The organism is Pseudomonas sp. F-14 TE3482, from assembly GCF_053629455.1.
Map to the genome: position 1 here is coordinate 5,757,602 of NZ_JBRJII010000001.1, position 22,145 is coordinate 5,779,746.

26 protein-coding genes and 1 pseudogene are annotated in these 22,145 nt (G+C 59.4%); 7 read left to right on the forward strand and 20 right to left on the reverse strand.

Going from position 1 to position 22,145, the window contains the following annotated elements; all coding sequences use genetic code 11:
* The first annotated feature begins 236 nt into the window (after positions 1–236).
* The 3 genes from AB7M26_RS25975 (at position 237) to AB7M26_RS25985 (ending at position 3,749) form a co-directional block, all read left to right on the forward strand.
* Entirely contained in the window at positions 237–1,172 is a 936-nt protein-coding gene (locus AB7M26_RS25975) for an alpha/beta fold hydrolase (RefSeq protein WP_429386722.1), read from the forward strand.
* Positions 1,173–1,272: 100 nt separating this feature from the next.
* Positions 1,273–2,961: a class II poly(R)-hydroxyalkanoic acid synthase gene (phaC, locus tag AB7M26_RS25980; RefSeq protein WP_429386725.1), complete on the forward strand. Its 1,689-nt coding sequence runs from the start codon at positions 1,273–1,275 to the stop codon at positions 2,959–2,961.
* Positions 2,962–3,473: 512 nt separating this feature from the next.
* A complete protein-coding gene (locus tag AB7M26_RS25985) occupies positions 3,474–3,749 on the forward strand; it encodes a DUF2934 domain-containing protein (RefSeq protein WP_429386727.1) in 276 nt (91 codons plus the stop codon).
* A 155-nt stretch (positions 3,750–3,904) separates the two neighbouring features.
* Here AB7M26_RS25985 and AB7M26_RS25990 read toward each other — a convergent pair whose 3' ends face one another.
* The gene (locus tag AB7M26_RS25990; RefSeq protein ID WP_429386730.1) at positions 3,905–5,032 is read right to left on the reverse strand and encodes an ATP-binding protein; all 1,128 of its coding nucleotides are present in this window, start codon (positions 5,030–5,032) and stop codon (positions 3,905–3,907) included.
* A gap of 330 nt (positions 5,033–5,362) precedes the next feature.
* Here AB7M26_RS25990 and AB7M26_RS25995 point away from each other — a divergent pair, with 330 nt between their 5' ends.
* The 4 genes and pseudogenes from AB7M26_RS25995 (at position 5,363) to AB7M26_RS26010 (ending at position 7,439) form a co-directional block, all read left to right on the forward strand.
* Positions 5,363–5,527: a response regulator gene (locus AB7M26_RS25995; RefSeq protein ID WP_429386733.1), complete on the forward strand. Its 165-nt coding sequence runs from the start codon at positions 5,363–5,365 to the stop codon at positions 5,525–5,527.
* A 198-nt stretch (positions 5,528–5,725) separates the two neighbouring features.
* A complete protein-coding gene (locus AB7M26_RS26000; RefSeq protein ID WP_429386735.1) occupies positions 5,726–6,454 on the forward strand; it encodes a hypothetical protein in 729 nt (242 codons plus the stop codon).
* Between the two features lie 24 nt (positions 6,455–6,478).
* Positions 6,479–7,200: pseudogene (locus AB7M26_RS26005) on the forward strand (SOS response-associated peptidase family protein).
* On the forward strand, positions 7,197–7,439 hold the full coding sequence (locus tag AB7M26_RS26010; protein ID WP_429386737.1) for a hypothetical protein: 243 nt from the start codon (positions 7,197–7,199) through the stop codon (positions 7,437–7,439). The pseudogene AB7M26_RS26005 and the gene AB7M26_RS26010 overlap by 4 nt, the downstream one beginning before the upstream one ends.
* A 90-nt stretch (positions 7,440–7,529) precedes the next feature.
* Here the strand turns inward: AB7M26_RS26010 and AB7M26_RS26015 are convergent, their stop codons facing one another.
* The 19 genes from AB7M26_RS26015 to AB7M26_RS26105 all read right to left on the reverse strand — a co-directional run bounded on the left by AB7M26_RS26015 (position 7,530) and on the right by AB7M26_RS26105 (position 22,145).
* Positions 7,530–8,324, reverse strand: a complete 795-nt coding sequence (locus AB7M26_RS26015) for a DNA adenine methylase (protein WP_429441062.1) — start codon at positions 8,322–8,324, stop codon at positions 7,530–7,532.
* 150 nt (positions 8,325–8,474) lie between these two features.
* Entirely contained in the window at positions 8,475–9,017 is a 543-nt protein-coding gene (locus tag AB7M26_RS26020) for a lysis protein (RefSeq protein ID WP_429386740.1), read from the reverse strand.
* Positions 8,999–9,562 carry a glycoside hydrolase family 19 protein gene (locus tag AB7M26_RS26025; RefSeq protein WP_429386742.1) on the reverse strand — a complete coding sequence of 188 codons (564 nt, stop codon included), beginning with the start codon at positions 9,560–9,562 and terminating at the stop codon, positions 8,999–9,001. Before AB7M26_RS26025 ends, AB7M26_RS26020 begins: the two co-directional genes overlap by 19 nt.
* A 34-nt stretch (positions 9,563–9,596) precedes the next feature.
* The gene (locus tag AB7M26_RS26030; RefSeq protein WP_429386744.1) at positions 9,597–10,646 is read right to left on the reverse strand and encodes a phage late control D family protein; all 1,050 of its coding nucleotides are present in this window, start codon (positions 10,644–10,646) and stop codon (positions 9,597–9,599) included.
* Positions 10,647–10,723: 77 nt separating this feature from the next.
* Positions 10,724–10,930, reverse strand: coding sequence for a tail protein X (locus AB7M26_RS26035; RefSeq protein WP_429386747.1), 207 nt, complete (start codon positions 10,928–10,930; stop codon positions 10,724–10,726).
* Positions 10,905–11,750 (reverse strand): phage tail protein, encoded by an 846-nt coding sequence (locus AB7M26_RS26040; protein ID WP_429386750.1) that lies wholly within the window; start codon positions 11,748–11,750, stop codon positions 10,905–10,907. Before AB7M26_RS26040 ends, AB7M26_RS26035 begins: the two co-directional genes overlap by 26 nt.
* A 9-nt stretch (positions 11,751–11,759) precedes the next feature.
* A complete protein-coding gene (locus AB7M26_RS26045) occupies positions 11,760–14,267 on the reverse strand; it encodes a phage tail tape measure protein (protein WP_429386753.1) in 2,508 nt (835 codons plus the stop codon).
* 155 nt (positions 14,268–14,422) lie between these two features.
* Positions 14,423–14,737, reverse strand: a complete 315-nt coding sequence (locus AB7M26_RS26050; protein ID WP_429386756.1) for a phage tail assembly protein — start codon at positions 14,735–14,737, stop codon at positions 14,423–14,425.
* Positions 14,738–14,748: 11 nt separating this feature from the next.
* Positions 14,749–15,252: a phage major tail tube protein gene (locus AB7M26_RS26055; protein WP_429386758.1), complete on the reverse strand. Its 504-nt coding sequence runs from the start codon at positions 15,250–15,252 to the stop codon at positions 14,749–14,751.
* Between the two features lie 12 nt (positions 15,253–15,264).
* Positions 15,265–16,431, reverse strand: coding sequence for a phage tail sheath subtilisin-like domain-containing protein (locus AB7M26_RS26060; protein ID WP_429386761.1), 1,167 nt, complete (start codon positions 16,429–16,431; stop codon positions 15,265–15,267).
* A gap of 101 nt (positions 16,432–16,532) precedes the next feature.
* The gene (locus AB7M26_RS26065; RefSeq protein WP_429386764.1) at positions 16,533–16,958 is read right to left on the reverse strand and encodes a phage tail assembly chaperone; all 426 of its coding nucleotides are present in this window, start codon (positions 16,956–16,958) and stop codon (positions 16,533–16,535) included.
* Between the two features lie 13 nt (positions 16,959–16,971).
* A complete protein-coding gene (locus tag AB7M26_RS26070) occupies positions 16,972–18,576 on the reverse strand; it encodes a phage tail protein (protein WP_429386767.1) in 1,605 nt (534 codons plus the stop codon).
* A complete protein-coding gene (locus tag AB7M26_RS26075) occupies positions 18,569–19,177 on the reverse strand; it encodes a phage tail protein I (RefSeq protein ID WP_429386770.1) in 609 nt (202 codons plus the stop codon). The genes AB7M26_RS26070 and AB7M26_RS26075 overlap by 8 nt, the downstream gene beginning before the upstream one ends.
* 1 nt (position 19,178) lies before the next feature.
* Entirely contained in the window at positions 19,179–20,063 is an 885-nt protein-coding gene (locus tag AB7M26_RS26080; RefSeq protein WP_429386773.1) for a baseplate assembly protein, read from the reverse strand.
* Positions 20,060–20,386, reverse strand: a complete 327-nt coding sequence (locus tag AB7M26_RS26085; protein WP_429386776.1) for a GPW/gp25 family protein — start codon at positions 20,384–20,386, stop codon at positions 20,060–20,062. Before AB7M26_RS26085 ends, AB7M26_RS26080 begins: the two co-directional genes overlap by 4 nt.
* 5 nt (positions 20,387–20,391) lie before the next feature.
* Positions 20,392–20,661 (reverse strand): hypothetical protein, encoded by a 270-nt coding sequence (locus AB7M26_RS26090; RefSeq protein WP_429386778.1) that lies wholly within the window; start codon positions 20,659–20,661, stop codon positions 20,392–20,394.
* 90 nt (positions 20,662–20,751) lie between these two features.
* Complete coding sequence (locus AB7M26_RS26095; RefSeq protein WP_429386780.1) at positions 20,752–21,015, reverse strand: hypothetical protein; 264 nt, start codon at positions 21,013–21,015, stop codon at positions 20,752–20,754.
* Between the two features lie 24 nt (positions 21,016–21,039).
* Positions 21,040–21,627 (reverse strand): phage baseplate assembly protein V, encoded by a 588-nt coding sequence (locus AB7M26_RS26100; RefSeq protein WP_429386782.1) that lies wholly within the window; start codon positions 21,625–21,627, stop codon positions 21,040–21,042.
* Positions 21,624–22,145: a hypothetical protein gene (locus AB7M26_RS26105; protein ID WP_429386784.1), complete on the reverse strand. Its 522-nt coding sequence runs from the start codon at positions 22,143–22,145 to the stop codon at positions 21,624–21,626. Before AB7M26_RS26105 ends, AB7M26_RS26100 begins: the two co-directional genes overlap by 4 nt.

Genomic DNA, 22,145 nt, shown 5'->3' on the forward strand with positions numbered 1-22,145 from the left:
GGGTCCAGGCAGGTCATCACAGCTCAGGGGGCGTCTTAGCGATTGCAGGGCTTTCGACAGTCTGGGATAGCCCACGGATCGTCGGAAGAGTTCATTTGCGCGCTTGCAAATAGAAGATCACCTGCTTAACTCTGAACCTCTGGGCAGCTTGTGACTTGTTGGTCATAGCGCTCATCTCAGCGCCCGGAGGAAGCCGGATAGTCACTCACGCTTGTGTGTTCAAGGAAGAAAATGACATGACGCTGAAAACTGCGATCGTCGAGATTGGTAAGAAGTACAAGGTTTATACCGAGCATTATCTCAACGCCGCCACTGACAAGACCATTATTCTGGTTAACGGCTCGCTGGCAACGACCGCCTCTTTTGCCCAGACCGTGCGCTACCTGCGGCCACGCTTCAACGTAGTTCTCTACGATCAGCCCTACGCCGGTCAATCGAAACAACACAACCAGCATGACCAGCCGATCCGCAAGGAAGACGAAGCCGAAATATTGCTGGAGTTGATCGAGCACTTTCGGGCGCAGCATGTGCTGTCCTTTTCCTGGGGCGGCGCGGCGACTTTGCTGGCGCTGGCCCAGCACCCACGACGAATCGAAAAAGCGGTGATCAGTTCATTCGCGGCGCGAATCAATACGCCGATGCGCGACTATCTGGAGAGTGGCCGGCACTTCCTCCAGGCCTGTGATCGGCGCAATGTCGGGCGCTTGATCAACAGCACGATCGGCAAGCATCTGCCGTCGCTGTTCAAGCGTTTCAACGAACGCCATGTCAGCAGCCTTGACGAACACGAATACCGGCAGATGCATTTTCACGTCAACGAAGTGCTGACTCAGGACACTCATTGCTACGTTTCCTGTGCCGATGCCATCGAAGTTCCGCTGCTGTTTATCAACGGCGAACGGGATGAGTACACCTCGGTGGAAGACGCCCGTCTTTTCGCCACTCATTCCCGTCAGGCTCAGTTTCAGACCATCAAGAACGCCGGGCACTTTCTCGACATGGAACACCCGACGGCTTGGCATGACATCCAGCAGGTCTTGCTGGGCTTTCTGCAGCCGGCCTCCAGCCTTGTCAAACCGAAGAGCCCGCCACTGTTGGGCAGCCCGCACCGCTACACAACCAGTGACCGTATCTTCAGTCACAGTACGGCGCATAACCACTTGCCTCACTAGGGCGTGGCTCTGGGTTGACTCCTCGCGCGGCCGTTTGGCGCATGTTGGTACAAATCCTTTCTGTTTGGCTCGATAACGATACGACGATGGAGTTTGGTCCATGCGAAAAAAAACAACTGCGGCGAACACCTTGCCCGGATCCGCATCCCTTGTTAAAACAGAGCGAAGTGCAATACTCGGTCCACATGGTCGAAGTCTGCTCCCCACATTGCGCACTCTGGCGCTGCAAGGCATCAAGCAGCCTATCCACAGCGCCCGCCATACTCTAGCTCTTGGTGGCCTACTGGGCCGCGTGCTGCTCGGTAATACGTCGTATCCCTCCCCCGTCCAGGATGCGCGCTTTCAGGACCCATCCTGGCGCTTCAACCCCTTCTACCGCCGCAGACTGCAAGCCTATCTGGCCTGGCAAAAGCAACTGAACGCTTGGATTGACGAGAGCAATCTGGCGGCCGACGATCAAGCCCGCGCACACTTCATATTGACTCAACTCGGCGATGCGCTGTCGCCATCCAACAGCCCGCTCAATCCGCTGGCGGTCAAAGAGCTGTTCAACACCGGCGGCGCCAGTCTGGTCAAAGGGATTGGTCATCTGCTCGACGACCTGCGGCACAATGGCGGCATGCCCAGCCAAGTCAGCAAGCAGGCCTTTGAAGTCGGCCAGAATATCGCCATCACCCCTGGCGCCGTGGTGTTCCGCAACGAGCTGCTGGAGCTGATCCAGTACCGGCCGATGAGCGAAAAACAGTACGCCCGCCCACTGCTGATCGTGCCGCCGCAGATCAACAAGTACTACATCTTCGACCTCAGCGTGGAGAAGAGCTTCGTTCAGTACGCACTGAAGAACGGTTTACAGGTGTTCATCGTCAGCTGGCGCAACCCCGACGCTTGCCATCGCGAGTGGGGTCTATCGCGTTATGTAGAAGCCATCGAAGAAGTCCTCGATGTGACCCGCGCTATCAGCGGCAGCAAAGAGGCCCATCTGATGGGCGCCTGCGCGGGCGGTCTGAGCATCGCCGCCCTGCAAGGCTATCTGCAAGCCAAACGACAGCTGCACAAAGTCGCTAGCGCAACCTATCTGGTCAGCCTGCTGGACAGCCAGATCGACAGCTCAGCCATGTTATTTGTCAATGAGCAAACCCTGGAAGCCGCCAAGCGCCGCTCCGATCAGCAAGGCGTGCTGGATGGCCGCGACTTGGCCAAGGTCTTCGCCTGGATGCGCCCGAATGACCTGATCTGGAACTATTGGATCAATAACTACCTGCTCGGCAAGCAACCCCCGGCCTTCGACATCCTCTACTGGAACAACGACAGCACTCGCCTACCGGCCGCCCTGCATGGCGATCTGCTGGACTTCGTCAAACTTAATCCGCTCACGCACCCTGGCGGCTTGGAGGTCTGCGGCATGCCGATTGACCTGCAGAAAGTCACGGTCGACAGTTTCAGCATCGCTGGCGTCAACGACCACATCACGCCCTGGGACGCGGTGTATCGCTCGACCCTACTGCTCGGTGGCGAACGGCGCTTCGTGCTATCCAACAGTGGGCATATCCAGAGCATCCTCAATCCGCCAGGTAATCTCAAGGCTAGCTACCTGGAGCACGACAAACTGCCATCCGACCCGCGTGCCTGGTATTCCGATACGCAAAAGCACGATGGCAGCTGGTGGCCAAATTGGCTGGGCTGGATTCAGGCGCGCTCTGGTGAGCAATGCAAAACTGGGCTGGGGCTGGGAAATCAGAATCACACGCCGATGGAGGCCGCTCCCGGCACCTATGTCCATGCGCGTTAATCCCTGATTTGAACATTGAGAAAACCGACGGGGCATTTCTCAGTCAGTTACTGTGCCTTCCGGTGACCACGGGGATAGGGATTCGAACCCCTTCTCGTGTATCTCAGGCCCGCTCCAGACCAGTGAAAGCGGTGTTTTTAAATGTCGCCTATGGCGTGCCGGGGTCTATAGCGGCCCAGAGCTTGCCCTAAATTTGCCCTAAATTCTGCGGTGCCCAAACGCTTAACCAAGCTGGTGATATCCAGGTGCTGTTTGCCGCACGCGTGTGCCGTGCTACTGGCAGAGGAATTCGCGTATCGCTTCGGCGGTTCGTCTAGCGCTGGTCACCACGAAAAAATGCCTCTCGCCCTGCAGGACGTGCAGTTCGGTGGGGCAGGCTAATTTCGCGGGGCTCGCCAAGTGGCAGTGCCCCAAGTCGGTTTCTTCCATCTAGAACGTATCCTGCTGCTTTACTGAGTATGTGGAACACAAGCGACAGTAAAAAATAACGCTTACTAGAGGAGAAAATGGTTATGGCTGAAGAATCGCAAATTCGAGAAAAAGCTTATGAGTTGTGGGAAAGGGATGGTCGTCCTGAAGGCTCTGAAGAATTTTATTGGCGTCTGGCGCAAGAACAGCTTGAAGCAGAAGTGAAGCCGTCTGCCCTCGATACCTCTGAGCCGGTTCCGAACGAATGGGAAAGCAACCCAGATCAATCATCCCCCACCCAGCAGGCTCAGGACAACGCACAATCCACTGATAGTGAGTGGCCAGCCAAAGGCGAAGCCAGCCGCTATGAGGGCACGTAACGCGAATATCTCGAGGTGGCCTCGCCAGTCTTTGCGCTTCGCTCAGCAGCGCCGGTTACTAACCACGGCTGCTAACAGGCCACCCTCAAGGCGCTTGAAGCATTGATGGAGCGTGAGGGATCGCCAAAAGCGGGGGGAAGTAGCCATGAAAACGTCTATTTGTGCACGGGTAAAATCACACGAAAAATCGTGCCCTGCTCCTGCGTCGACTCAACCTCTATCGTCCCACCATGGCCTTCTACAATCTGAGCGGCTATGAATAATCCCAGGCCGAGACCAGACGACGCTCCTGGCTCTCCCTCAGAGTATTTGGAATAACGACCTTCTGGATTGAAGAGAGAGGGCAGTTCGCTGGGAGGAATAGGCTTCCCGTAATTTTGCACGCAAAAGCAGGCGAAAGTGTCATCCCCGTTTAGCGAGACGTTTATTGGATGCTGCGGGCTGCCGTGTCGTGCGGCGTTGCCAATAAGATTCGAGAAGACTTGTGCCATGCGGGATGGGTCGTATTGGCCCGTGACCGATCCCGTAGCGTTGAATATGATGTGCGCTTTGGGGTGGGCGATAATGAGCTCATCCACGACTGCCCTGCAAACAGAACTCAGGTCAGTGCTTTCCGGTCGTACCGGGATACCGGTGCCCAAGTTACAGCGCGCCAGGTCAAGCAGGTCGTTCACCATCTGGTTGGCGCTTTGAACACTGGTAGCAATCTGCGAAATTATTTTTTTTCCATGGGTGCCCAGTTCTTCAGTTTGTCTCAGCAGATCGGCACCCAGCGTCACCGCACTCAAGGGTGTGCGAAGGTCGTGCCCTAACACGCCCAATACTTGTTTTCGGGTTGTTTCCACCGCTTGCCCATACGCGGCTATCGACTCGACAAGTGCCTGATCGATGGCTTCGTTGAAGCGGATCATGTCCAAAATTTGATGGTCTTCCCCTGCATATCCGTGGGCTAGCCATAGTCTGAGTACGCTCGACCTAAGCGCGCGGTACTCGGAGACCATTTGATCCATCGTGAAACCCGCCACCAGGCGTGTAATTGCATGACTTTGAGCGGCTGATTCGTCCTCGGTTACAGGGCCGAGTCCGTGGGATTTGTCGACCTGCTCTTGAGGGGTCTGAGCGGTACGCATATCCAGCGCAACAGTCCGCAAAATATATTCGGCGTGATTTCTCAAACCTGTTGGATCCAGAGGAGGCATCGGGGTATCCAAAGACCTGGCAAATTCTTCCCATGCTTGCAGGATAGGCTCAAGGTTGTTGAGGATGAAATCTGAAAGTCGCATGGCAAATCTTTTTCCCTACCTACGCCCTGATTATGAAGGTACCAGCCAGACAAATTCGGTCGACAAATCCAGATTAGCGGAACGCCAAAAATCGGCAACCAACCTTTGACGAATACCGCTCGTCAGCTGTTGGAAACGCATACTATCGGCGCCCCCACTAAATGAGACAGCAGCGGGAGCTTTGCCCATGCCACCATCAGTGTTGGTCGTAGAAGATGACGAAATAATGCGTTCTCTGATGGCCGAGGCGATTTCGCTGCTTGGTGTCAGTGTGACGAGCTGTGCCACGCCCGATGAAGCTATTCCTATTCTCCATCTTCCATCGTTCTAGTGATAACCGACATCTGCATGCCGGGCAGTATGGATGGGCTGGAATTGGCAAAAGTGATTTCATCATGTTGGCCTGACCTGCCGGTTATCGTCACCTCCGGTCATAGGCCAGTCCTCGAAGGACTACCGACTAATGCAATGTTGAAATCATTAATTTTGTCCTGAAGGTCAGCGCTTATGGACTCTTGTCTATTAATAATTGGTTCCCGCCGTCACCCTAGCGAAGAAAAAATTGCCCACCTATCAGCGTCCTGCTGACCGTATATCCTCCAAAACCCTACAGTTCGTCGCTCTACCCTCGCCCGTGCTTTCTACCTCAATTACTGTACATAAAACCAGCACCTGTACAGCGAACCCGTTTCAATGAATTTTGACCAGGCTAAAGCGCTGAGGCTTCAGCAGTGGCGCTCGACCCTCGACGACCACGACTTTCGAATGCAGAACCCCGAGGCGCACCGGCAGCACCTTCACTCCATGGCAACCACTTTGCTCGCCGAAGGACTGATCAATCCGCTCGAGCAATACGACATGAATGAAATGGCCAGCGCCGCGTACTGGCATGCCGTGGAAGAACTACAGAGCCATTCTGTCCGCTATTGCGGCGCATCGTGCTATGACGTCGTGGCCTGCGACGGTGCCCTAACACTCGGGAAAATCGGGCAAACCATTTTTAACGCGAGAAGAGACAACCAGGACGAAGTTCGAACCACTTACGATGGTAAGGTCTATCGCGACGGCACCGGCGCAAATCTTGTTTTCAACCCATCAGGCGTCAAGGCACGCATCGAAGGCCTTACGCTGACCCTGCCCGATGGTCGACAGTTTGATCTCATCGAGACGGGCCGGATGATTCTCGGGGTCATCCAAAAGCCAACTGAAGACCCCGATATTTATCGTGCCCTGGTCGACGCGGCGCAGGTCGCGCTAGAAGAACGCGACCTCAACGCTTACCAAAAGATGCGACCGTTTATTGATCTGGCCAGGTTCTGTAGCTGCCCAACTTGTCTCGACCGCTTTGACCGAAGAGAAGATTGCCCCGCTTGCTCGGGACAAGGTTTCGTCATCAAGCCGCCAGGTTCTGGTCTACGCTGAAAACACAACCGGAGGGCTCCAACCATGTGCGGACGTCTTTCTCACTATCGCGGCATTCATGACTTTGTCGCGGCGCTCAGCATTCCAAACGCATGATTAACTATGCAGGCGACCAGCCTTTCGAGCTCTACAACGCCGCACCGCCCGCTCAGCTCGCTCTCTTTCACCAGGAAGGTCAGTTTCTGCGAGCCGACAGGGTGCGTTGGGGATGGCAACCGCGCTGGGCAATGGATCATTCCGCGTTGATCAATGTCCGGGTAGACAGAATTGCCCACAATCCATTCTTCAGAGCGATATGGCCGCACCGGGCGATCATCGCGATCGACAACTGGTTTGAATGGGTTGATGAAGGCGGCCCAAAGAAGCAGCCCTACCTGATCCGCCGGAAGGATCGCGCACCAATCCTCTGCACCGCGATCGGTCAATACCCCCACGCCGAACATGAACCGGACGAGCACGACGGCTTCGTGTTCATCAGCGCCAACAGCAAGGGCGGCATGGTGGATATATACGACTGGCAGCCGGTGACGATTAGCCCCGAACTGGCCCGGGAATGGCTGAATCCGGCCACAACGAAAGAGCGCGCGGAGCAAATAATGCTGTTGCTCTGGGAACCGACCGAGGCTTTCGAGTGGTTCAAGGTCGACCGCCCTGTGGGCAACATCCGCAATCAGCCAAGCAGCGTGATCAACCCTATCAGCGACCCATTTGTCAGACCTCCTGCTGACGAGAGGCCCTATCCATGAACCAGACCGAACAAACCTACCAGCAACTGCAGGCGCGCATTGACGATCTGGAGGCGCAGTATCAGACGCTGCAGAACAATTACGACGATGAGATCCTGTTGTGCGTGAGCGTACTGCGTACATTGATTGATGATGACTATGACTACTGTGAATCACTGGTGAAGCGAGCTGATTGCTCTGCTGAACGCAAGACTGACGCGTTGCAATTTATCGCAGACGTGCGCGACGGCTATTGCTGAGCGATTCACAGCAACCCACGACAAAGCCCCCCACACCTCTAGCCGGCGCCCCCAGTAACGCTCCGTTGCAAACGTCGTTTGCCAGCACCATTAAAACAGCCCTCCCAGCGCCGCTGGCTCCCAGTTCATGATCACCAACTCACCGCTCAGCTCGGCCTTCCCCTGCCGCTGGTTGGTGTTGCAGTAGCGGATATCCAGCGTCTCGAAGTGAAAGCCCTCGAACACGCGTCGAATGTCCGGGTGATCGTTGATGCTGACCATGACCTTGCCTTTGCAACGCTGCATGAAGTCGGCCATCCGCTCGTAGTTCTCGAAGGGAAAATCCATCCCATAACCGGCGGTCTGCCAGTACGGCGGGTCCATGTAATGGAAGGTGTGGGCACGGTCGTAGCGTTCCGCGCATTCCAGCCAGGGCAGGTTTTCGACGTAGGTGCCAGACAAACGCTGCCAGGCGGCAGAGAGGTTTTCCTCGATCCGCAACAGGTTGATCGCTGGACCGGTGGTAGCGGTTCCGAACGTCTGCCCGGTGACCTTGCCGGCGAAGGCATGATGCTGCAGGTAGAAGAATCGGGCCGCGCGCTGTATGTCGGTGAGGGTTTCGGGGCGGGTCATCTTCTGCCACTCGAACACCTGGCGCGAGCTGAGCGCCCATTTGAACTGGCGCACGAATTCTTCGAGGTGGTTCTGCACGACGCGGTACAGCGTGACCAGGTCGCCGTTGATGTCGTTGAGGACTTCCACGGGTGCAGCCTGGGGCCGCATGAAGTAGAGCGCGGCACCGCCGGCAAAGACTTCGACGTAGCATTCGTGAGGCGGAAAGAGCGGGATGAGGCGATCGGCCAGGCGGCGTTTGCCGCCCATCCAAGGGATGATGGGTGTAGACATTGAAAGCAAGACCTTTACTGTATGGATAAACAGGTGCTAGGCTCGCCGCGCTTTGTGCACGGAGCAAGAGCCTTGGCTGGACTTGCAGGGACGTTCTGCAGGGACGGCGGCCGGGTTGGATGTTGACGCATCCACTCCGGCCGCTCTTTTTCACTTCCGTGTTGAGACTTCTCTGGCATAGGCCTGACAGGCCGCCAACGCGATCAATCCTTGGTCGCCGGCATCGGTGATGCTGATAATTCGTTGAGCATGCGCCGGGTCAAGTTGGACTCTTGTGGCGCCATGAACCATGCCGCCGGTTGCGGTAGTGGCTGACACTGTGTGGCCACTGGCTGCAGCGGTGGTGTCGAGTAGGACTGACAGGCGCAGATCAGCAGTGGCAAGGCGGTCGCGCAGGCGACCTTGATCACGTTGGGCATCGCTCAGGGCTCGGTAATGGGTTTGTTCACTGGCTGAAAGCCTCTGCTCCAGGGCCAGTCGTTTGGCCTGCTCGGCTTGTTGCTGCGCGGCAGCGGCCAGCGTCAATTGTTTGAGTGCTTCAGTTTGCAGGCGGGCTTGTTGCTCCAGCTGCCGGCCGTAGCGCCAGTCCTGAACCTGCCAGGCTAACGCGGCAGATCCGCCGGCCAATGCGGCCAGCAGCACACCTTGGGCCAGCAACCGGTACGGCGCCGGGATCAGGTCGAAGAGACGCATAACACCGCCCTCGCCCGCTCCCACAATTGCAGCCGATCTGCCAGGCCATTGAGGCCGCCATTGATCTTGCGAGTAATCGCCTCGAATTCATCCCGATCCGCCAAGGCGTTCAGTTCGCGTACCCACCAGAACCACGCGGCCGACTCGGCGGCCCATTGCGGCAGCTCGAGCAACTCCGGGGTGCGCAGCAAGCGTTCATCGCCGAACAGCGCCATGCTGCAGCGCAGGTAGTTGTTGCGGCCGGTGATCTGGATCAGGCCTCGTCCGCGATAATGCTGACCATCACCATCAGCCTCCGGGGTATTGCCCAGCTTCGACGCCAGACTGCCGGTGTCGTACTTGCTCAGGTATTGGTCACCGCCCAGTTCGCGGACGTACTGCAATTGGCCGGACTCATGCCCGACTTGAGCCAGAAAAGCCGCCTGGCGCTTCGGCGTGTTGATCTGCCGATGCGCCATGGCTGCATTGAGCGCAGAAACAAAAACGCCCGCTTGGCGGCGGGCGTTGGGCATGATGCGTTGTAGCTGTGGTTCTGTCAGTGACATAGCGGGTCTCCATGGGGATTGGGGGTTGCGGCGCTTATTGCTTGAGCTGAACGACTTTCAGATCCTTCGCCGGCTTTTTCTTTTTGCCTTTGGCTTTTGCCTTACCCTTCTTGCCGCCATTGCACTCGACCGTCGTACTCCAGCCGGACTGGGTGTACACCTGTTCCACCGAGTCGACCAGGTACTCGCCATCGAAACCGGCCTTGAAGCCTTGGGCGTTGATCGTCCGCTCGGCAAACAGGTCGGTGCGCCCAGGCATTTCCAGACGAACACCCGCCGTCGACCGGTTAAAGGCCGCCAGTCGCGCCTTGGCCGCTTGTTCGGCCGCCGACTTGTTCGGGTAGATGTGACGGTCGGTGTGCACCGGCGGCAGGCCATCGGGTGAGTCGTCGTTGTCCAGGGTGACGACGGCGAGCTTTCCGTTTTTCTTGTCCTGGTGCTTGGCCGACACCGCCTTGTGGGTGTTGCGGTCGCCGAGCCGGAACTGAAAGCGACTGACGTCCCGCCGCTGAATAGTCACCGTGCCCAGCGCCTTGCCCGAGGCGCTCTGCCCCGCTTGCCGTGGCATCACCAGCAGCTTGCCGTCGGCCACCTTGGCCGTGCAGTCGTACTGTTTGGCCAGGCGGGTGATGAAGTTGAAATCCGACTCGTTGAGCTGATCAGCCCGGGGCACCTTAGTCTGTACCGGGCACACCGGCTGCCAGCCGTTACGTGCGGCGACATCAGCGACGATCCGCGACAGGGGCACGTCTTCCCAGCTGCCGCTACGCGTGGTCTTGCCACTGCCACGCATGTCGCTGGCCTTGCCGGTAATCACCAGGGTGTCTGGCGGCCCGGAGAAATCCACCTCATCGACCACGTAGCGCCCGATGCGGGTCAACGACGTTCCGGCGTAGCCCAGATAGATCTCAATGCCAGCCCCGCGCGGCGGCAGGGCCACGGCGCCGTCACGGTCATCGATGCGCAGCTCGAACTCGTCCGACTCCATGCCGGTCTTGTCAGTGGTTTTTAGTTGCAGCAGCCGATCATTGATCAGCGCCGTGATGTCGGCGCCGTCGGCCACGACGCGAAAGGCGGGAGTCATTTATTTTTTCCATAAAAAAACCCGCACGAGGCGGGTTTTGAAGGGGAGTGAAGCGGCTACACCATGACTATAGTTCATCAATTCCAAAGCGCTATACCCTCTTGTGTCGCACTGAGAAGATCCGGCAGTTCGATGACAATACCGGCACGATACGGTTGCGGCTCATCGGCCAGGCCCTGATTGGCATCCAGCACCGCCTCGACAGTGCCGTCGAGGTGGCCGTAGGCGTGGTAACACAGGGTGTCGAGCAGATCCCCGTCAGACGTTCTGCAGGTCGTCGCCATAGCGCGCAAACTCCAAAGTAAACGCCTGCTTGCGCGGGATCCCGCCCTGCAGCAGCGCGCTCTGTTCTTCTTCGACGTTCTTCAAGCACCAGGTGCCCAGCACGTCGCCATAACCGGTGGTCAGGGTCAGGGGTTTCAACTGCGCACCGAGGCTGCGCAAGGTGTCCAGTTGTTTGAGCCCGCCCTTGAAGCCGGGAAAGATCGCGCCCTTGAGGGTGATCTTCTCTTCGCCCATGCCCACCGCTTGCTGCGCCGGTCGCCGGCTCAAGCGTTCCTGGGATGCCCAGCGAAACTCCGTCGAACGCCGCAGTTCGTCGAAGGCGGCGGTGTCCAGGTTGAAGTAGTAAGGCTGCGCCTTGGGATCCTGCGGCTGGATGATCAGCAGGTGCGGAAACGGCGTCACCGCCTCCGGCAATGGCGTGGCATCGCTGGCCAACGAACCGGTGGGCACGATGTTGGCCAGCGAGGGGCTGACCTTGCCGGCGATCTTGCTGATCGCGGTGGACGCCCGGGCGGCCTGCTCTTTCAGCTGTCCCATGCGTTCATCGATCTGCGACACGGCCCGCGTGGCCTTGTTGTACGTAGCCACCACTTGCCCCACTTTGGCCTGAGCGGCATTCACGCCACGCATGACCCGTTGCAATTTCTGACTGACCGCCGGCCCCACAATCGGAATGCCTTCCAGCTCCGAGGCAGCGCCGCTGATTTCGCTGATCGCGCCGTTGACCGGCCCCATCATGCCGTCGAGGCTACGTCGCCCGGTTTCCCCCGCTGCCGCCAGTTGCTTGAGCCCTGACTGCAGTTGTTCCATGTAGGCCATCAGTCCTCCTTACACATGCGGTTCGTCGTAGAGCTTGCGGTTCTGCAGCTGCTGCGTGGCTTGCTGCATTTGCTGCGCGATGAAGGGCTGCAGCTCACGCGCCATCTGCGCCGGATCCTTGGCATCGCCCTGCACGGTGATGTGCAACGGCGCCGAGATCTCGACCCGCTGTTCGACCTTCGGTGTTTCGGATCGGGTTGCCGGGCTCGGCGCGGCCAGCAGGGCCGGCGGAATCGGAGCACTGGCTGGTGCGGCCAACGACCGGGCGACATCGCCCAGCGCGGCAGCCTCGGCGCTGCGCTCGGGGAGCAACTTGCTGACCGTGGATCCGGCAGATGGCGTTGCACCAAGAGCCAGCGGGCCGGAGGCCGGCTTCGGCGCGAATGACCGTGCGACGTCGCCCATCCCCGGCGGCAGGTTCTGCCCGGCGTTGGCCATCATCAGCGGCCCGGCATCCGGTACCAGCTTCAGCGACTCATCGGTGCCGAACAGTTTCTTGCCCAGAAAACCGCCGGCCGCATCGCCGCCCATGTAACCGAGGTATCCGCCGATCAACCCGCCGACGATGTTGCCAATGATCGGCACCGCCGAACCGATAGCAGCACCGGCAGCCGCACCGGCCAACGTGCCGGCCAGTCCGCCCGCTGCCTCGCCGTAGCCTTCGGCCTTTTCATCCTGAGTCTCGGCATTCTGGTAGGTGTCCCAGGCTTTGAAACCGGCATCGACCACCGCAAGCGCGGCCGGGCCTTTCATGCCGGCACCGATTTTAGCACCGCGACTACCACCTCCGCTTCCGCCGCCCTTACCGCCTTTGCTCTTCTTGCCTTCGCCGCCACCGAAGTCGCCGGCATCCAGTCCGCCCCCTGCACCTGGTAGATTGGTGACGATCACCTTTTGTGGAATGTTCGGGTTACCCATCAGGGTGCCGCGCCCGAGGTTCATCAGGCCCTTGCCGACTTTGAATGCGCTGACAGCTCCCTTCAGCGCAACTAGCCCAGCCACGGCCGTGCCAATACCGACCACTACCCGTGGAAATTCGTCGGCAAAGCCCGACAGTTTGCGGCTGACGTTGTTGATACCATCGGCCACGGCGTCGGTGACCGGCCGCAGCGCATCGCCGATGCTGCGCATGGCGTCGTCCATGGACTGGGCCATCTCGGACCATTTTTGCGCAGACGTTTGCCGGCGTTCAGCCAGGTTCTTGTCGAGGATCCCGGTGGCGTCGGCCGAGTCTTTTTTCAGCTGGTTGTACAGATCCTTGTTCTGCATGTACGCCGTCAGGGCGGCCTTGACCTGCATGTCGGCGAACAGGTCACCGGTGCGCAAAGCCTCTTCCAGAGACTTCATCATGGCCTTGGCCTTCTCGGGATCGGCCTCTTTGCTGATAGCGGCTGTGGCCTTGGCCATCTCGGCGGCCCGCTTCGGATCGGTCGCTTCGATGTACTTCTGGGCCAATGCGAAACTGGACTCCAGCGTGGACTTGCCATTCTGCAAACCGGTCTGCATCGAGCCCTTGTAGTCGATACCGGCTTTTTTGTACGCGTCGACCGTCTCGCCGGAACCGATTTTTTCCATCCAGTTCTTGAGGTTGTTGGCCGCCTCGTCCGTACCGCCGGCCGTCTTCATCTGCACTTGCAGCATGGCGCCCAGTTGCGTGACCGAGTCCATGCCGGTAATACCCAGCTTACCCATGCCAGCCAGCAATTCAGGGAACCATCGGGCCATGTCAACCGCTTCAAAGCTGCCCGCCTGGCCCTGATAAGCAATGGCTTCCAGCGCCTTCTCCATCACCTTGGGGTCAGTGATCTTGGCGTTCTGCCCCAGGGCGTTGATCATCCTGGCGGTTTCAGTACCTTCCGATCCCTGTCCCACGGCAAACTTGGCTGCTGTCGGTGCATAGGCCAACGCCTTGTCCAGCTCCATGCCGGCGCCGACCAAGGCGTTGACCACTTCGGCCACCTGATTGCGCGCCATGCCCGTATCGCGTGAGGTGTCGATCACGGTCTTGGACAGCTGCGCTTCTTCCGGCGAGTTGGTGATGTTGGCCTTGATCGCAATGTCCCGGATGATCGCGCCGTAGTCCGCACTGATCTTGGTCGGAATGGCTGCTGCAACGGTCAGCGCACCGGCCTGACCGAGGGTGCTTTTCAGGCCGGACCGGCCCTCCTCTATCTGCCGGTGGCCGAGCGCCTTGAGTTCGGCACCTGCCGCCACACGGCCCATCGTGGCGTAGGCTTTGCTCAGGCGGCCGACCTCGACGCCCTGTTTTTTCAGCAGTTCGAGATTCTTTTCGTACTTGGCCAACAGCTTGTCAGCGCTTTCGGCGCCAGTGGTGTGCGCCTTGCGCCATTCTTCGCGCAGACGCATGGTGTCGCCGATGGTGTTCTGCAGGACTCGGGCTTTGCTGCCGACCGAATCTAGGTGTTTGATCTTGCTTTCGACGTCCTTGAACGCTTTGCCTACCGTCGGATCGACGGCGCCGCCAATGACAAAGCCGAGTGCGAGGTTCTTCGCCATGTGCGGGCCTTATGTGCGGGGAGGGTTAAGCGGTGGCTCAATCGGAAAGCCACCACACCAGTTCGTTGAAGGGCATGGCCGTGATCTCAGCTGCCGAGAACCCGGTCTCCCTGGCCATACGTTTGGCCAGGATCTTCAACGTGGTTCCGTCGCATTTACTCGTCCGTGACCAAGCGAAAATAGCCGGCCTGCAGGCGCAGGTAATCGACCATCTTCAGCCCCATCAGATCCGCTTCAGGGGTCTGGGTCAGCGAGGCAAACAGCGACATTTCGCGCTGCTCGGCATCCCCGTTGGACGCCGCCTGTGCCGCCCGCACATCACGTACGCAAGGCGCGCGCATCGACAGAGTGTCAACCAGCACGCCGGACAGTTCGGTCGGGTACTTGAGGCTGATGCGGAAGCCGTCGTCGGAGAGTTGCAGCCATTTGGGCAGGGACGTTTCAGTGGTCGCTTGAATGTCTTGTTTCATTGCGTATTTCCTTAAAGGCCCAAGGCCGAACGTTCATCTGCCAGTACGTCAACGCCGTCGATCACCAGCACCATGCCGACCATGTCGATCTCGTAAATCAACCGACCATCGACTTCGAGCTTGTAGTAGGTCAGCGCCATGTTGTGTTTGCTCTCGGCCTTTTCGCCGGCTTTCCAATCGCCCATGTCGACCTCTTTGAGGCCGCCGCGCATGGTGACAATGACCGGGGTGACCTTGCCCTTGAGGCCCTTGAAGGAAGCGCGAAACACCGCGTTGCACGCGGTTCGATCCGAGAGGCCGAACCACTTCAAGGCTTCGCGACGCACGCCGTTGGTGGTGAACCCGGCTTCGAGTTTTTCCACACCGGTCGGGATTTCGATCTCGCCGGCCATGCCGCCGCCCCGGTAGGTTTCGGTTTTCAGCACCACCTTGGGCAGGGTGAGACTCGGCATCTCACCGGCAAAACTCACGCCGTCGATAAACCCGGCGCAGTTGGACAGAACTTCAGGAATCATCAGGGGGCCTCCTTAGGCGGCTTCAAGCACTTCGGTCATCCATTCATTGGTGACTTCAAAGAGGAAATTCGGGTTCTCGGCCGGCGGCACGTCGGTGAAGCGAATGCGCCAATACACCTTGCCCTGCTCGATCTGGCTGGCCGTGTTCAACTCATGGTCGGCGTACACCTCAAAGTTGATCACCGCGCCCTGATTCTTCAGGTCACGCATGAACGCCTCCAGACCGTCGGTGACGTCCTTGACGTAGGTCTTGGTGATCGAACGGTCGACCGCCCATTTGTGACCCGCCTGCACCGCATCCATGAGGATGAACAGCGTGCGCACCCGGGTGACAAAGGCCCACTTCGGATCGCTAGACAGCGTGCGGTTGCCCCACAGGCGGTAGCCGTCGTCGCGAATGATCGTGGTGATCTTGGCGTTGTTGAGCAGGTTGGCCCGGCAGGTTTCGTCGCCGTCCAGGTACTCGACGGCGCGGGTGGTACCGGTGATGCCGACGAACTCCTTGTTCGATGGCGAGGCCCAAAACCCATAAGTCGCATCGGTCCAGGCGAACAGGCCGGCCGTCCAGGCCGAGCCGGGCGCATCGACCGTGGCACTGGTGCCGGTGTCCCAGAACTGCACGCCCGGGTCGACCATGAACAGGTTGCGACTGCCGAAGTTGTCGGCGTAGGCCATGGCGGCCTCGTCGGTGGTGCAAGGGCCGTCGATGATGCCGATGGCTCGCAGCTTCTGCGCCAGGCTGTCCATGGCCGTGGCCACCGCCTGCGTGGCGGAATGCCCCGGCGCGATCAGCAGCCGCGGCTGGGCGTTGAACAGGCTTTTGCCATCGAGCAACGCCTGCAGCCCAGTACGCTGACCCGAGGCCAACACCCCGCCGATGATCGCCGAGGTCTGCAGTGCGGCGTCTTCCAGCTTGGCCACGCCGATGGCCACGATCACCGCCTTGGCCTTGGTGTAGATCGCCTGGCAGGCCTTGGTGATCGCCGCACCGGCGCCGAAGGCCGCGATGGCTTCGCGTTCAGTGGTGATCAGTTTCAGCTCGCCGGCCTTGGCCGTGCCGCCACCGATAATGCCCGGGGTAAAGGTGTCACACAGTCCAATGATCGAGGACGACGGCAACGAGATGGTGCGTGCGCCGGTATCGATTGAGGTGGTCGTGACGCCGTGAAAGAAACTCATAAGGTTCTATCTCCATAAACGACAAGGCCCCGCATCAGCGAGGCTTCGTGGTTTGTTGTGATGTGCAGCGGAAAAGAAAACGCCCCGTCAGTGCGGGGCGTTTATTGGAACTGACCAGCCAGCCAAAGAGGCGTCGTCGGCCGGTGTTCAATCAACGGAAACTCTCCCGCTTCCGGCCAGTTGCGAAGGGCGCGGCGGTACGCCTGAAGATCCGCGTACTGCGCGGGAGTCAATGTAGGTTCAACACTCTCCTCCAATTCGTCGCGATGGCGCGTCACGACACCATCCGTTTCAGATAGGCACTGATCCCGCCAAACTCGCTCTACAGCCGCCAGTTCTTCATCACTGGGCGGTGGCGGATCCACCAGCACTGGGAAGCCATCATCACCCCAAGTGATAACCCTGCCTTCCGATTTCCCAGCCAGCAGCTCAGCGTGCGTTTCAACAGAGATTTCAACCACGTCATCCGGCATTAAGGCGTGAATCGACGCATCGTAAAAACCTCGGGTTGATTTTGAAGCGAACATAAGCTCCCCCTAATTAATACCCAATAATAAGTGCTTGCACGTTTGCCGTCGAAACAGCACCAGACAAAGTTGCTCTAACTTTAGTTTCTGTAAGACGGGACCCAGCATTATCAAGGACGTCATCCCATGTAGCGGCATAAGTGCCAGAAGTGCCGGCCACTGAGACTATGACTTTCAGCTTTGCAGCAGGGAATGCAATAGGGTGGGTTATTGTTGCGAGCCCATTAGCCGCTGTAGCGATTGTTGCCCATTGAATAATCAGGCCGCCCAACCAGGTCGGGAGAATGATGTAGCCATTGGATCCCTTGAGGATCTGGAAACCCCAGCGCAGCTTTTTTGGTGTCACGATCGTGGCGTCATCGGCGCCGGCATCGGTCAATGCCTGCGTCGCAATCTTGGCCGTTCCCAGTTTTATTTCCGTGGCTTGCGTCGACAAAGCCGCGAGCGCGGCGATATCGATGTTTCCCTGATTGATGGGCGCGTTCCAGGCCTTAATGCACCACATCACCGCCAAGTTGCGGCCACGCGTCTCAATACCACCGGTATTAACAGTGTTCACGACGTTAACCATTTGCATGGAATCGCCACCGTTGACGTTTGAAATAAATGCGCCAGCCGAAATAGGTTGCTGAACACCATTCACCACAGCGGAAGCACTTCCGCCAGCGGGATCCAAAGTTGCGCCAGTGCCGTCAAAAAATCGATGGTTATGCGCCTTCAGCATGTCCGCCTGATAAGTGCCGATTTCACGCCCAGCATCTACTCCGCGCCCATGATCCCAACCACGCAGGAACTCGCCGCGCGATTCTGGCAGGCGGAAGTTGCCGGCACCCTCATCGCCCTTGTTAAAGGCTGTGCCGAGGAACGTCGCCAGATCCGGATAGGCCGCAATGCTCTTGACGCTGCCGTCCAGCTCCAGAAACCCGGGAGCGACCTTGTCTAGTGGAAACGCCACCGTGGCCCCCACCGGCAACGCCGAGGCCTGCGCAATCATCGCCTCGACTTGAGCCTTGGTGTAGCTGTCCGTAATGCCCATCCCGGCCAGCGTGCTCGGGTTATCACCCGACACCACAATCCCCCGATCGTTGGTCTTGACCCGAGTCCATTCGCCGGGGGCCTTGTTCTTCGGCAGCACTTCCAGAATGGCCGCGTCGACGTAGGCCCGCGAGGCCAGCACAATCGCCGGATCGATCTTGAGCGTGATGTTGCCGGTGCTGGTGACGATGAAGTTCATCCGCACGATTTGCGTGCGGCCCGAGCCCTGCGACAGGATCGGCTTGAAGCTCGGCGCACAGTTGGCCACCGCCACCAGATCGCCGTCCGCGTCGTACAGGCCGATTTCGCGAATCCACTTACCGCCCTCATCGGCCGGGATAATCTGCTCGGCGATCAGCACCGCCGGGTTGATCGGATCAATCTTGAGCTGATTCAGCGGCCGACGTCGCCACTCATTGATCAGCTTGGTTTGCAGGCGATCCGGCACCGGGTCGGTGCCATTGGCATCGCCCACGCCCATTTCGGTGATCTTCCAGGGTATGCCGAGTGCATCGGCGTTCGCCTGCTTCGCCTCGCCCACGTTCGTGAGGATGGCGAAAAACTGCGAATTCGCATCAATCATGGTAAACGTCCAGAGTGTCTATGGAGTGTTCGCGTCCCACCACGCCGAATCGGCCGGTGACCTCGATATCACGCAGCACCGGTGGGTAAACGTCGATTTCGTCGCCTTCGTACAGCGCGACGCTGATGTTCAAATGGCCTTGGGTTTCGAGGCTGATCGCCAACCCCGTCAAATGACGGGAGACGGGCTTGGCGTCGTCGATCAGGCGCTCCAGCTCCTGATACATGTCCTCGGTGATCCCGGTGTCGAGGACGCCGACCTTCAGCGCGAAGGTGCCCGGCACGCCCTCCGGCACCGTGTTGAACCACTCGACGATTTCGATCAGGTAACCCAGCGGCTCGACCACCCGGCGCAGCGCGCCGATGGTGCCCTTGTGCGCATGGATGTAGAACGAGGCCTTGATCGCGGCACGCTTAACCGGCTCTGACCAGTTGGGATCCCAGCGGTCCACCGACCAGGCCCAGGCCAGGTGTGGCAGCAGGTGAACCGGACAGGTGCCGGGGTTATACAACGTGCGCAGCGGGATCAGGGTCTGCTCAGCGAACGTCGCCTCGATGGCACGCTCCAGTGGCGTGCTGTTGAGTGGTAAAAGACTGCGCATTTCAACCTCCCAGCACGACGCTGTATCCGGTGCAGAACGCCGCCTGCGCCTTGGTCGGCTTCAGATCCTGCCAATCCGTCAGTTCCACCCGGCCGACACCGGCGACATGCAACTGCGCATCGACACCGGACCGAGCCACCTCGACGCCCAACCGGCGACGTGGATTGATCCAGGCCTCCAAGCGACGGATCGCCTCCGTGAGCGCCGCGTCGTTCTCCGGGCCGCTGCCCTTCATGTGCAGCACGGCGTCGACGCGATAACGCAGGATCTCGGCACCGCGTACGGTGACGCGGTCGCCAACCGGGCGTACGTCGTCATCGTTCACAGCCGCCGCGACCAGTGCCAACAGCTCCGGGCTTGCCGTGCCGTCGCCTTCCAATCCCAGCACCGTGACGTCAACGCAGGCCGGCGCCGGGCTTTCCGCCGTGGCGTCAGCGACCAGCGCCGATGCGTTGCGCGCGTGAAGGATGTAGCTGTTGCGCGGGCCGGCTGTTGTCAGCCCTTCGTAGGCCAACTGCACCCGCTCACGCAGTGCGTCGTGCGATTCCAGGATCGCCGCGATCGGCGGCACCGCCAGCGGATCCGCCGGCTGAATCACCAGACGTTTGAGATTGACGTTGGCCGCCAACTGATCGAGATCGCCGTTGATGGCGTAGGCCAGCATCTGGGCTTTGGCCGCGTCGTTGACCCGTGCCCGGTTGCCCAGCTTGATATAGCTGCCGACCTCGAGCAGCTTGGTGACCGGGTCGCTTTCCAGCGAGGCCGTCCAGTTCTGGCCCATGTGCCCACGAAACACGCCCAGTGCTTCGCTGTACGTATCCTCGAAGTCCAGCGGCTCCAGCACGTCCGGCGCCGGCAGCTCCGACAGATCTACCAGGGTACTCATACCCACACCTCCAACGTGCCGCGTTCACCGAGGTACTCGCCGCTGATCTTGAAATTGATTTGGCCGCCCAGGACGGAAACGACCACGACACGCTCAAGTTTGAGTCGCGGCTCCCATCGGTTCAGTGCCCGCACGGCCTCCGCTTGCGCCGCGCTCTTCCAGCCTTCGTTGATGGGCAGGTCGACCATGCGCCGTAGCTTGCTGCCGTACTCCGGCCGTTCGCGGCGGCTCAGCAGCGGCGTGCTGAGGATGTCCGCAACCGACTGCCGAAGATGCTCGATGCCGGAGATGGGCTGCCCGGTGTGGCGATCCATTCCGATCATCGGGATTACTCCTTGAGGGGTTCAAACTCAGCGTGGTTTTTGAGGCAGGTCAGCGCCACCTCATCGGAGATGTCGACCGAGACCTTGTTCTTCACCACAGCCAGCGTGCGGCCATCCGAGAGGATGACGGTGCGCGAGGTGTAGAGGGTGTCGCGGAACGTCACGACCCGAGCAGACGCGTTACCAGGAAAACCCTGAGTCAGTGGCACCAACCCAGGCACTGACAGCGCCTCATGCTGGTCCGGCACTTCTGCATCATTTTTTGGTTTGCTCATGAATTATCCAGCCATGAAAAAGCCCGCACTCGGCGGGCATGAAAAGTTGAACAGAGTCACTTACACAGTTACCCGATGCATCAAACATCGCTACTCACCGCTGCCACGCTTGGGATAACCCACCCGAACCAGAATCTGCTCTGATAACGAAGCAACCAGAGATTTCATCCGACGAATATCGCGAGGACAGAGCCAAGCGGAATGAGCAGCCCTGGTAATGGCCATGCCATCCACCAAAACTGAACGTGCGATCTTCTTGGAGCAGTACGGTTTTTTTGAGAACGGGTTTTTCCCAATCAGTAGGAACTTGTCCGGGCAGAGATCCCAGGAAAGCTCAAAGTCGACCGAAGTCATACGCTTCGCCAATCTTGTTACCTCTTAGTGTGAGTGATGATTGCTGTTGCCGGCGGTGTCCAGGATCGCGCCGGCGCTAGTGATGTTCTGCGTAGCGTGCAACGTGCCGTCGATGTTGACCGGGCCTTTGATGTTCACCGCTGCCTCTAGACTGATCGTGGCCGTCTTCACCGTGACGGTGCTGTCGGTCACCTCGGCTAGGGTTGCCCCGACCTTGATGGTGACCGTGCCGGTCGGCAAGGTGATGCTGTAGCTCTTGGCCTGCCAGTCGTACACCAGGGATCCGCCGTCCTCGAAACGCCAGACTTCGACGTGATCGCGATTGTCGGGTGGTGGTCCGCCGTTGCCGTACAAGCCGGGGATGAACGTGCCCTGTGCTACCTCGCCGCTGGCACTGATCAGGGTGCCCTGCTCGTTCAGGCTCGGCGCCCGCCAGTGGCGCGCCTTGCCGGCGGCGACGCTGTGCCAGCGCACCCAACCGCTAACCCATTCACCATCCGAAACGCGGCACACCGGTGGGGATGCGGCAAGATCGACCGCGACCACGTAGCAATCCTTGACCAGGCCCGCCAGCATACGGTCGTGTTGAGCGGCGACATAACCGGAACTCATGGCACGTCCTCCGGACGGAACGGCCCGTCGCCTGGCTCCATGTTCAGCACCAGGGTGCCCGGTGGCTGATCTGGCCATGGCCATTCGGATTCACCGAGGTAGATCTGCTGCGTCCATTCCACAACCCAAACCGTGTAACCGTCCAGTTCCGGCTTGGTCCAGTCGGGCATGGCCTGCACGAACTCGGCCGGCTCGACCTCGACCCCCCAACACTGCATGCGCAAAAGCGCAGCGAGGTGGCCCACCAAAAACACCGCCTGTTGATGATGATCGGGCTGAATGGGGTCGGTGATCACCCGCGCCTCGAACTTGCAGGCCAGCCCCGTCTCGCCAGTTGCTGGATCGAGGCCCGGTTCCATCTCGGCCAGCTCGATCAGCACCGCCGGCAGCGGCAAGCGATCCAAGTCATTCGGCCACATGGCCACCGTCTGTACGCCCGGAAATTGATCCTGAATGCGCCGTTCAATGGCTTGATACAACTGCTCAAGACTGAACGGCTCGTCGACTTGATCCGTCAT